The organism is Vibrio sp. 1159, from assembly GCF_033340395.1.
Classification (GTDB): Bacteria; Pseudomonadota; Gammaproteobacteria; order Enterobacterales; family Vibrionaceae; genus Vibrio; species Vibrio alginolyticus.
Genome location: NZ_JAWOWL010000061.1, coordinates 1 through 11,279, shown reverse-complemented (window position 1 = coordinate 11,279; position 11,279 = coordinate 1). Strand labels below are relative to the sequence as shown.

Annotated in this window: 11 protein-coding genes; all 11 read left to right on the top strand. The window is 47.7% G+C overall.

Translation table 11 applies throughout. The features are described 5' to 3' along the window. Window positions 1-63 precede the first annotated feature (63 nt). The 11 genes from R7127_RS25505 to cysN all read left to right on the top strand — a co-directional run bounded on the left by R7127_RS25505 (window position 64) and on the right by cysN (window position 10,814). Window positions 64-186 carry a hypothetical protein gene (locus R7127_RS25505; protein ID WP_318148634.1) on the top strand — a complete coding sequence of 41 codons (123 nt, stop codon included), beginning with the start codon at window positions 64-66 and terminating at the stop codon, window positions 184-186. Beyond that, on the top strand, window positions 183-497 hold the full coding sequence (locus tag R7127_RS25500) for a hypothetical protein (protein ID WP_318148633.1): 315 nt from the start codon (window positions 183-185) through the stop codon (window positions 495-497). Before R7127_RS25505 ends, R7127_RS25500 begins: the two co-directional genes overlap by 4 nt. A gap of 129 nt (window positions 498-626) precedes the next feature. Next, on the top strand, window positions 627-2,342 hold the full coding sequence (locus tag R7127_RS25495; protein WP_318148632.1) for a glycosyltransferase family 2 protein: 1,716 nt from the start codon (window positions 627-629) through the stop codon (window positions 2,340-2,342). Next, entirely contained in the window at window positions 2,291-3,682 is a 1,392-nt protein-coding gene (locus R7127_RS25490) for a tetratricopeptide repeat protein (protein WP_318148631.1), read from the top strand. Before R7127_RS25495 ends, R7127_RS25490 begins: the two co-directional genes overlap by 52 nt. Window positions 3,683-3,690: 8 nt before the next feature. Continuing rightward, window positions 3,691-4,260: a hypothetical protein gene (locus R7127_RS25485; protein WP_318148630.1), complete on the top strand. Its 570-nt coding sequence runs from the start codon at window positions 3,691-3,693 to the stop codon at window positions 4,258-4,260. Beyond that, window positions 4,253-4,903 carry an ABC transporter ATP-binding protein gene (locus tag R7127_RS25480; protein ID WP_318148629.1) on the top strand — a complete coding sequence of 217 codons (651 nt, stop codon included), beginning with the start codon at window positions 4,253-4,255 and terminating at the stop codon, window positions 4,901-4,903. Before R7127_RS25485 ends, R7127_RS25480 begins: the two co-directional genes overlap by 8 nt. 45 nt (window positions 4,904-4,948) lie before the next feature. After that, on the top strand, window positions 4,949-6,685 hold the full coding sequence (locus R7127_RS25475; RefSeq protein WP_318148628.1) for an SLC13 family permease: 1,737 nt from the start codon (window positions 4,949-4,951) through the stop codon (window positions 6,683-6,685). 89 nt (window positions 6,686-6,774) lie between these two features. Continuing rightward, window positions 6,775-7,689: a sulfate adenylyltransferase subunit CysD gene (gene cysD, locus R7127_RS25470; protein WP_263855992.1), complete on the top strand. Its 915-nt coding sequence runs from the start codon at window positions 6,775-6,777 to the stop codon at window positions 7,687-7,689. Between the two features lie 31 nt (window positions 7,690-7,720). Further along, on the top strand, window positions 7,721-8,350 hold the full coding sequence (gene cysC, locus R7127_RS25465; protein ID WP_136483245.1) for an adenylyl-sulfate kinase: 630 nt from the start codon (window positions 7,721-7,723) through the stop codon (window positions 8,348-8,350). A gap of 2 nt (window positions 8,351-8,352) precedes the next feature. Next, the gene (locus R7127_RS25460) at window positions 8,353-9,315 is read left to right on the top strand and encodes a DHH family phosphoesterase (protein ID WP_136483246.1); all 963 of its coding nucleotides are present in this window, start codon (window positions 8,353-8,355) and stop codon (window positions 9,313-9,315) included. Between the two features lie 92 nt (window positions 9,316-9,407). Beyond that, complete coding sequence (gene cysN / locus R7127_RS25455; RefSeq protein WP_318148627.1) at window positions 9,408-10,814, top strand: sulfate adenylyltransferase subunit CysN; 1,407 nt, start codon at window positions 9,408-9,410, stop codon at window positions 10,812-10,814. Window positions 10,815-11,279 lie beyond the last annotated feature (465 nt).

Genomic DNA, 11,279 nt, shown 5'->3' with positions numbered 1-11,279 from the left:
GTGTGCGATGGATGTAAACTACTTAAGCAAGGTTCTCGGAGCCCTTGAATGACGGGGATGTTCATGCGATTTCCGTGCTTTGCTGCCAATGCGCAGCCCAACCCTTTTGCCGAGCGGATTGAGAAGCTGATTCGCCAGCGCCGTGAAGAAGTTGCGGATAACTCTGCCGATGGGGAGGGAAAATGAACGCGATTCTTTCCCTTGCTGAAGAAAAAGAGATCTTGTCGTGGCATATTGCTCCTGCTTACGGACGGTCCAGACAACTGCTCGATGTCTTGCTGGAGTGCTATCCTCATCCGGCAGAGAAAGAAATGTTGGAAACAAGGCTTTCATTCAAAGGCAAGCATTCGCTTAGGTCGGTGTTACGCAATGCAAAAATTTTTATCGAAATACATAGCAGCAATGATGAGGATTCAAATCAATGTTACTATTCGTTGGATGACAGTTGCATAAAGATAGTGAAAATCAATAGGCTGATGAATCAGCTGATTGATTAGAATCAGAGAGTAAAGGATAGGGCCGCCGACTCTTCGGCGGCTCGATAAATATAGTGCTAATTAATCTCGTTGTTAAATATGATGAAATACATACCGGGCCCGGTGAAAAACAGGCTAAAGCAATCTCCGATGGTCGTTAAGCTGTATCACAGGTTCATTCTTCGTAGCGCAGCACCAAGTTCCGAATTTACCGGTCAAAATTATAAACAAATTAACGATATTGCACTGAGCTTACTCCCTTTGCTTTCAAATGGACCTAAGTTTACCGTGCTTGTGCCTGTTTATCGGCCCAACCTGATGCACTTTCAGGAAATGGTGACCTCGGTACTAAGGCAAAGCTACACTAATTGGCAATTAGTATTGGTTGATGATGCTTCTCAAAGTGAAGAACTGAACACGTTACTCTCCAATTATCAGCTTAACGATAAGGTTGACGTGATTCAGCGTGACGTGAATGGACATATTTCTATTGCATCGAACACAGGTCTTGAGGCAGCAACCGGGGATTATGTGGTTCTGCTTGATCACGATGATTTGTTGCATGAGCACGCTTTGAAGACGGTTGCTTTCTCGCTGTCTAATAACCCTGGTGCAAAAGTATTATACAGCGATGAAGATAAGGTATTATTGGATGGCTCTTTTGGTGCGGTTCATCATAAACCTGGCTGGAATCCGGATTTACTTTTTTCTCATAACTATCTCTGCCATCTTGCCATCTATAAAAAAACTGTGTTGGATGAAATCGGTGGCTTCAGAGAAGGTGTTGAAGGTAGCCAGGATTTTGATTTAGCTTTGCGTGCTACGCAGGTCTGTGAACCTGACGAGATTGTCCATATACCTTATGTGCTTTACAGCTGGCGGATGGCTCCCGGTTCAACCGCATTGGCTGCGGGAGAGAAAAGTTATACTCATCAGGCCGGGTTGCAAGCACTGAAAGATAGATTCGCTGGCAGTGATATCCGAGCTACGGACGGTGTATTAGAAAATACCTATCGTTTGCACTGGCCGATACCTGCTGAGGCACCTTTGGTGTCGATTATTATTCCTACCCGTAATGGTCAGGCGTTGGTAGAGCAGTGTATCCGCTCAATTGAGTCTGTAACGACCTATCCGAATTATGAAATCGTTTTGATTGATAATCAGTCTGATGATCCAGAGGCGCTGGCATTTTTTACCCAGTTGGCTGAAAAGCCAAACATTTCTGTTCACCAGTACCCGCAGGCCTTTAATTATTCCGCAATAAATAACTTTGCGGTAGAACAGGTCAAAGGTGAGGTTATTGTATTGATGAATAATGACATCGAAGTATTGAGCAATGACTGGCTGGAAGAGATGGTGGGGCATGCGTTAAGAGAGGACATCGGTTGTGTCGGCAGTAAGTTGTATTATCCTGACGGGAAGTTACAGCATGCCGGTGTGATTACTGGGATCGGGGGCGTTGCCGGGCATGCTCATAAGTATTTCCCGAAGGAACACCCGGGCTATTTTAAGCGCTTGATGGTGGCTCAAAACTATTCTGCAGTGACAGCTGCATGCCTTGCGGTGAGAAAAGAGGTTTTCGAACAAGTTGGTGGTCTGGATGAGCAGAATTTAACCGTGGCTTTTAATGATGTTGACTTGTGCTTGAAGGTACAGCAAGCCGGATATCGTAATCTCTGGACACCTTATGCCGAGATGATTCACCATGAGTCGATCAGTCGCGGGCATGAAGATACTCCTGAAAAGCAGGCCCGTTTTAGTGCGGAAGTGGTTTTTATGCAACAAAAGTGGGGCAGGCAATTAATGGATGATCCTTGTTACAGCCAGTGGCTAACTTTAGACAGAGAAGACTTTTCATCAAAATGAGTAGTAAGCGAATTGTAATTCACGTTGGGCCGGGGAAAACAGGATCATCAGCTCTTCAGGCCTGGCTTAGTGCTAACCGTACTTGGCTTGAGCAGCAGAGTGTTTATTATCCCAAACATCAACTAGGTAAACACACCATCAGCTCCGGGCACATTCATTTGCTGCTCAGTTTCAATGACGGGAAATGGAAAGTTGCCCCGGATAAAGTCGACAAAGTATTAAAAGAGTTTGAAAAGAGCGGGTGTGACACCTTGCTGCTATCGTCTGAGTACTTTTTTCACAATATTAAAGCCTTGATGAAATACATTCCTCAGGCTGAATTTGTCGCCTATATTCGCAACCCGGTTGAGTTGATTGAATCGGGTTACAATCAGAGCGTCAAGCGTCACTCCGCCATTTTACCTTTTACTGCTCCGCAAAGCGTTGAGAAACTGATTTGGCCATATCTGACCGACATTGCAGAGCGTATTGATCCCGTTCGGTTAATTTTACGTCCTTATGACTATGCGCTCTTTCATGGTGGTTCGATCATTACCGATCTCTTGTCACTAATGGATATTACTGCCGAGTATGAGAATCAGGTCATTAACTCGTCTTACACCTTACCAGCGCTGGAGTATAAACGGTTACTCAATCATTTTGGTTTAGGAACATTGGAAGAATCACTCGATAACCTTTTACAGGGCTACAGTGCTGGCAAGCAGAATTACTCTCTGATTCGTGATGAAGATTTTGCCCGTTTAAATCAGCAAAATACGCAAAAAATGCGCGAATTTATCCGAACGTTCAAACGTTATGAATTACGCCCATTGTTACGCCATTTTATGCGAGGCCGTCAGCGCATCGTGGCTGAGCATCATAGTGTCGGACTGTCTGAACTGCAGGCGGTTGATGAGTTTATCCGAACTTGTGATGCAGCTTTGCACGAAAAGCTGGTTAGTAAAGTTTCTGCTCATCCTAATTTACTGATCGATAATTTGCTGATTTATAAATTGTTTGGTGTTGAACCGACTCCTGCCTTACCCGAAGATAGTATATTGGTCGATACAGCTAAATCGTTTCCTATTGCTCAAGGTAATCGCGGAAAAGTATTGTTTGAGCTTGCTCAAATGTATCACAAGCAGGGGCAACTGGCAGAAGCGCTTCGTTATGCTCGGGCCTGTGTCTATTTTAATCCGGAGAATGAACGTTTTGTACAATTGGTCAACCAGCTCGTTATCGAATCAAATCACAAAACATGCCCTGATGGTGTCAGTTTGACCTCTGAAAGAGTTTCCGCGTTTGGGCAAGTTAAGAACAAGTTATTTCAGGGCTGGGTCCAGTCACGACAAAAAGGCTAGGTTTTATCGTGAAGCATGATTTGATATTGCTCATCGGGCCTTCAGCAGTGGGCAAGAGCACAGTGTTAAAGCAGTTGCGTGCTCACAGGTTATGTAATGTGAGTTATTTATCACTTGATCAGGTGGTCGGGCAATATTCTAAAAAGCGGCACCTCATTGGCCCGGGAGCGTCAATTAAGTGTTTGGTTCAGTTATTCAAAAATAACCCAGATGGGTTATTTCGTTACTGTTTACAAGCGTTAAATAATGCTCTGGAAAAGATTTGTCATAACTCTAAGGTATTGGTGGACGTCGGAGCTGGGCTATTTTATGGTGAAGCAGCATGTCGTTGGGTCGCACAGCAACGATCAATTTACATGGCGATCGATCAAAAACAAGGCTTTATCCGGTTTTCTGAGTTCAGAAATTCCACCTTGTCGTATCAGCAATATCTTAATACTCAGTTTTCTTTTGAGAGGAGACAATTATATGCGTCGTGCCAAATTGCTATCGACTGTACAGATTTGTCTGTAGTACAAGCGACCAACAGCTTGATCGCTGAGTTGAATATTACCCAAGAGTTTAGTTTGAATGATTGAGCTGAAAAACCTCACGAAATATTACCCTTCAGAGTTAGGGAAACAGTACGTTTTTAAAGACCTCAATTTTACCCTGCCTGAAGGTCATAATGTGGCCTTACTCGGCTCGAACGGTGCGGGTAAATCGACTTTGTTCCGCATTATTGCCGGCAGCGAATACCCCAACACCGGAAAAGTGGTGACCGACAAAGCCATCTCCTGGCCGGTGGCGCTCTCGACCGGTATTCATGCGCAGATGACCGGACGGGAAAATACCCGTTTTATCGGCCGGGTCAACGGGGTGGCCAATCTGGATGAGTACGAAGAAAAGGTAAAACGCTTTGCCGAGCTGGGGGTGAAGTATGATTTACCAGTAAAAAACTACTCCAGTGGTATGCGCTCCCGTTTAGCCTTTGGCTGCTGTATTGCGATTGATTTTGATGTCTATCTGATTGACGAGGCTACGTCAGTCGGTGATCAGAAGTTTCGTAAAAAAGCTAAGCAGGCCTTGCTGGATAAAAGTAAAACCGCCAGCGTGATCATGGTCAGTCACGATATGGCGGAGATTCGTGAGTTTTGTGACAGTGCGATAATTCTCCATCAGGGCACGCTGACCTTTTATGACGATCTTGAGCGGGCATTAAAGGTATACGAAGAGCTGTGACAGAAACACAGCCAATAATTTTCCCAAGGAAGAATAAAAACAACCATGTTAGTTACTTATACGTCGGCTTTGGCGGTCTTGTTGCTGTTTGTATTAACAATAGCGGGGCTGATCAAATATCAATCCAATCCTGAACGTGTGTTTGGGGTATTGCTTTTAGTACTGTTTGTATGCGGTTTTGTCAGCAGTGAACAGGTGGTGAGCAGTTTTGCCAGCCAGGGCGTACTGACCCTGGTGTTACTCATGGTGTGTTCGCTGGCGCTGGAGAAAACCCGCTTTTTACGCCAGGTAGCCAATTTTGTTATCCGGCTCAGTTATCGCCGTTCATGGTTCAACTTGTATATCTTCGGCGCGTTGTCGTCTGCGGTACTGAATAACACTGCGGTGGTGTCGGCCATGCTGGCCCCGATTCGCGCTAACCGCCACCATGCGCCAAGCCGCTTGTTAATTCCGCTCTCTTATGCCGCCATTCTCGGCGGTACACTGACTCTGGTCGGTACTTCCACCAACTTAATCGTTAACTCCATGGTGATAGAAGCCGGCTTTAAGCCGCTGGGTTTCTTTGATTTCACCCTGGTTGGCAGCTTGCTGGTGCTCGGTTGCGGTATCACGCTGTTTATTGCCAGTCGCTGGCTGCCAAACCATAGCAATACCACTCAGGTGCTGGCCGATTACTTTATCGATACCAAGGTGCGCGAAGGCTCGGCGTTAATTGGCCGCACCATTGAAGAGAACGGCCTGCGTAATCTGGAAGCGCTGTTTCTGGTGGAATTGCAGCGTCAGGGCAAGCTGATTTCGCCGGTTTCACCACATGAAGTGCTGCAGCAGGGCGACCGTTTGCTGTTCAGTGGTGATATTAAAAAAGTTACGCTGCTCAATCAGTTTTCCGGCCTTGAATCCTTTGCTAACCAGAACGGCCTGCCGCTCGATAACCTGTCTGAAGTGATTGTCCGCCCGGAAAGTACTCTGGTTGGGCGCACCCTGAAACACGCCGGATTCCGCGCGCTGTTTGATGCAGCGGTAGTGGCGATCAAGCGCGATGGTGAACGCTTATCCGGTAAGCTGGGTGATGTTGTCCTCCAGGCGGGCGATAACCTGGTGCTAGCGGTGGGCGAAGATTTTAAATCCCGTCATAACCTGCGTAAAAACTTCTTCTTTGTCAGCGGGGTGGAAACTGAGCAAACTCTGACCCCAGCCAAAGAGTGGGTTGCGGTACTTGGCTTTGTCGCCGCCATCGGACTCTCCGCGTTAGGTTTAGTGCCGTTGTTTAAAAGCATGTTTATGCTGCTAGGGGTATTTTTACTGACCCGCATGCTCAAGCCGAATGAAATTCTGCAGCGCCTGCCGACTCAGATCTGGCTGATTATTTCCGCCGCTCTTCTGCTGTCGCATGCACTCAATAATACCAAAGCGACCGAACTGCTCGACTTACTGATCCTGGATAATCAGCAGGCGTTCACCCCTTTTGTCGGGCTCTGTGTGGTTTACATCATGACCTGGTGGCTGACTGAACTGGTTACCAATAATGCCGCTGCGGCACTGGTGTTCCCGCTCGCGGTCGGTCTGGCAAAAACGCTGGGCGTGGAGCCGACCGGTTATATCCTGGCGGTCGCGTTTGGTGCCAGTGCCAGTTTTGTCAGCCCGTACGGCTATCAGACCAACCTGATGGTGTTTAACGCCGGCCAGTATCATATTAAAGATTTTGTTAAAGTCGGGCTGCCGGTCAGCCTGGTGTATGGCCTGATCACGGTCAGCAGTATCAGCGTAATGTTTGGACTGTAAAAATTACGCGTTAGAATGAACTCCTTAACGGGATGTTTGATACATTGTGTGTTACATTTTCACCAATTCAACAAATGGAAAAGATTGGAATGAATATTTCTCCAGAACGTATGACTCACCTTAAACAGCTGGAAGCTGAGTCAATTCATATCATGCGCGAAGTCGCGGCTGAGTTTGATAACCCGGTTATGCTGTACTCGGTAGGTAAAGACTCCTCTGTAATGTTGCACCTGGCGAAGAAAGCCTTTGCTCCGGGTATCCCGCCGTTTCCTTTGATGCACGTGGATACCACGTGGAAATTCAAAGAGATGATCGCGTTTCGTGATTACATGGCGAAAAAACTGGGTATGGAACTGATTGTGCACCAGAACCCGGAAGGTCTGGCGATGAACATCAGCCCGTTTGTACACGGCAGCTCAATGCACACCGACATCATGAAAACTCAGGGCCTGAAACAGGCACTGGACAAGCATGGTTTTGACGCGGCTTTTGGCGGCGCACGTCGTGACGAAGAGAAATCACGTGCGAAAGAGCGTGTTTACTCATTCCGTGATGAACACCACCGTTGGGACCCGAAAAACCAGCGTCCTGAGCTGTGGAACATCTACAACGGTAAAGTGAACAAGGGCGAAAGCATTCGTGTGTTCCCGTTGTCAAACTGGACTGAGCTGGATATCTGGCAATACATCTACCTGGAAAACATCGAAATCCCGGGTCTGTACCTGTCTGCCAAACGTCCTGTGGTTGAGCGTGACGGCATGCTGATCATGGTTGATGATGAGCGTATGGAACTGAAAGAAGGTGAAGTGGTTGAAGAGAAGATGGTTCGCTTCCGTACTCTGGGTTGCTACCCGCTGACCGGCGCGGTGGAATCTGAAGCAACGACTCTGCCTGAAATCATCCAGGAAATGCTGCTGACCACGACTTCCGAGCGCCAGGGCCGTGCGATTGACCACGACAGCTCAGGTTCAATGGAAAAGAAAAAACGTGAGGGCTACTTCTGATTTCGGATGACCCAATCAGAAGCAAATAACTATGACTTCTCCATACATTAAAAAAGAAAATCAATCGGTCAGTGATGATGTAGTGTGGCATAACACTACAGTAACTCATGCTGATCGCGTTGAACTCAAGAAGCAAAAGCCGGTTGTGCTTTGGTTTACCGGATTAAGTGGCTCGGGTAAGTCGACGGTGGCGAATGCCGTTGAAAGCAAGCTGCTCAGCCTGGGTAAACATAGTTACTTATTAGATGGCGACAACGTCCGTCATGGCTTGAACAAGGATTTAGGCTTTAGTGATGCAGACCGCATCGAGAATATCCGCCGTATCAGTGAAGTGGCTAAGCTGTTTGTTGATGCGGGCACAATCGTTCTGACTGCGTTTATCTCGCCGTTTATTTCTGATCGTGAGCAGGCGCGTGCCTTGCTTGATGATGGCCAGTTCCTGGAAGTGTATATCGATACACCGCTGGAGGTGTGCGAACAGCGTGATCCTAAAGGCTTATATAAGAAAGCCCGTGCCGGCGAAATCAAAAACTTCACCGGTATTGATTCTGCCTATGAAGCGCCGCTGAACGCAGAGATTCATGTGAAAACCGCGGATAAAAGCGTGGAAGAATGCGCTGAGGCTGTGGTCGAACAGCTAATTAAGCTTGGGTATATTTAATCATGCATTACGATGTTTTTAATGGCGATGCTGATGGCATCATCGCGTTACTTCAGCTGCGTAAAGCTGAGCCAAAACGCTCAACTCTGGTGACCGGCGTTAAGCGTGATATTAAACTGCTGCAACAGGTGGCTGCACAAACGGATGTGTGCGGAGTGACTGTGCTTGATATTTCGATGGAAAAAAACATCGATGCTCTGTATGAGCTGATCGAGCGCGATATTCCGGTGTTCTATTGTGACCATCACCGGACCGGTGAAGTGCCTCAGGCGAGTAACTTCACGGCTTTGGTTAACCTGGATGCCCAGGTGTGTACCAGTTTGCTCATCAGCCAGCATTTGAACCATCGTTATGCCGAGTGGGCGGTAGCCGGTATCTATGGCGATAACCTGTTTAGTACCGCGGAAGTGCTGGCCGACCAAATCGGTTTAACTTCAGAGCAGCGTGAGTTTTTGAAAGAACTCGGCACGCTGATCAACTACAACGGTTATGGCGCGACAATCGACGATCTGCATATCCCGCCAGCCGATTTACTGGCGATGCTGATGCCATACGCTTCTCCGTTTGATCTGAAAAACGATCCGGACTCACCTTATTACCTGCTGAAAAACGGTTATGCCGAAGATTATGCTCACATTGAAGCACTGTCCCCGGTTGAGAGTAATGAGGTAGCGGAAGTGTATGAACTGCCATGCGAAGCCTGGGCACGCCGTATCAGCGGTGTGTTTGGTAATGCACTGGCTAATCAGTCTCCGGCCAAGGCACATGCAGTATTGACGCTGAACCAGAATCTGCAGGATTACACAGTGAGCGTACGTGCGCCGCTGGAAAACCGCACCGGTGCGGATGAGGTGTGTTGTCAGTTTGATACCGGTGGCGGCCGTAAAGCGGCAGCCGGCATCAACCAGCTACCGCTTACCGCCAAGCAAGAATTTATTTCGGTACTGACTGAGTTTTACCGCTGAGTTGGTGAACCGATCCGAATTGAACTGTTTTGAATAACATCACTCACCGGGTGTGAAGCATCCGGTGTGGTAAAGAAAATCAAGGAATTAAAATGTCACACGCATCAGATCTAATTGCAGAAGATATCGAAGCGTATCTGAAAGTGCATGAAAACAAGGACCTTCTTCGTTTCCTTACCTGTGGTAACGTGGATGATGGTAAATCGACCCTGATCGGCCGCCTGCTGTTCGACAGCAAGCTGATTTATGAAGATCAGATGGCTGCGATTGAAAAAGATTCACAAAAGTTCAATACCACAGATGAAGCGTTCGACCTGGCTCTGCTGGTGGACGGCCTGCAGTCAGAACGTGAGCAGGGCATCACTATCGATGTGGCGTACCGTTACTTCTCAACCGACAAGCGTAAGTTCATCATCGCTGATACTCCGGGACACGAGCAGTACACGCGTAACATGGTGACCGGCGCTTCGACTTGTGACCTGGCGATCGTGATGGTTGATGCCCGTTACGGCATCCAGACTCAGACCCGCCGTCACAGCTACATCTGTTCTCTGCTGGGTATTAAGCACATCATCGTTGCCATTAACAAAATGGACCTGATGGAGTACAGCCAGGACGTGTATCAGAAGATTAAAGCTGATTACCGTGAAATGGCGAAAAACTTCAATATCGACGATATTCGTTTCGTGCCAATCTCTGCACTGAAAGGTGATAACGTCGTCACGCCAAGCGAGAACATGGACTGGTACCCGGGTGCGACTCTGATGAAGCTGCTGGAAACGGTTAAAATTGATCAGGATAAAGATCTTGAGCACATGCGTTTCCCGGTTCAGTACGTCAACCGTCCTAACCTGAACTTCCGCGGCTTCTGCGGTACGCTGGCATCCGGTGTGGTCCGTGTCGGTGATGAAGTGACGGCGCTGCCATCAGGCAAAACCTCACGCATTAAAACCATCTACACTCACGATGGCGAGCTAGAAACGGCGTACCCAGGTCAGGCCATCACGCTGACTCTGGAAAACGAGATTGATGTGTCACGCGGCGATATGCTGGTTCACTCTGGTCATGAGCCAGTGGTGACGAACAAGCTGTCTGCTCACGTGGTATGGATGGATGAGAACCCGCTGCGTACTCAGAAAGAGTACTCATTCAAGTTCGCAACCAAGACCTGTACCGGCCGTATCAGCAACATTGACCACAAAGTCGATGTGAACACGCTGGAACAGCATGAAGAGAACAGTGAATCTCTGAACCTGAATGAAATCGCGCTGGCGTCAGTGTCACTGACCGACAAAGTTGCCGTTGATACTTACAGTGCGCTGCCTCAAACCGGTGCATTCATCATCATCGACCGTTACACCAACGTGACTGTTGGTGCGGGTATGGTTCACGCGCTGAACGATGGTCAGGATAACGTGCGTCATTACACCCAGGCTGAAAAAGAGCTGAACGCCTACGTGCGTAAGCACTACCCAGAATGGGGCTGTACAGAGATTTAATCTGTAAGCACTCACTATCAGCAAAGCAAAAGGTGGCCAAGGCCACCTTTTTTTATACCCGCGATTTACCCCACCAAACCGCCCCTTCCTTACGGGGACACACACCGTTGTGGTGTCTCTTTCTTACGGGGACACACACCGTTGTGGTCCAAATATTAAGATTGGTGCTGGCATCAAAGCTGTTAACTCTCCAAATATATTAAGCCCTAAGCTAAGCAGCCAGGATACTCCAAAGGTAACCGTTCACCAGTCCCTCATTGACAATCAAGTGTGACTCAACGCACTTGATCCACTATTTCTTGTTGAGTGATCATTTTCAGCCTTCATGATGAAGGGATGAAAAAGAAGAAATCCAAATTCGCAGAGGCTCCTCCTGTTGCCTCTGATACAGGGAAAATTCATGAACATGCCCATGTTTAAAGGGTTTGCGCTTTGGTGTGGTCTCAATTTTCGAAGTTCGCTAGC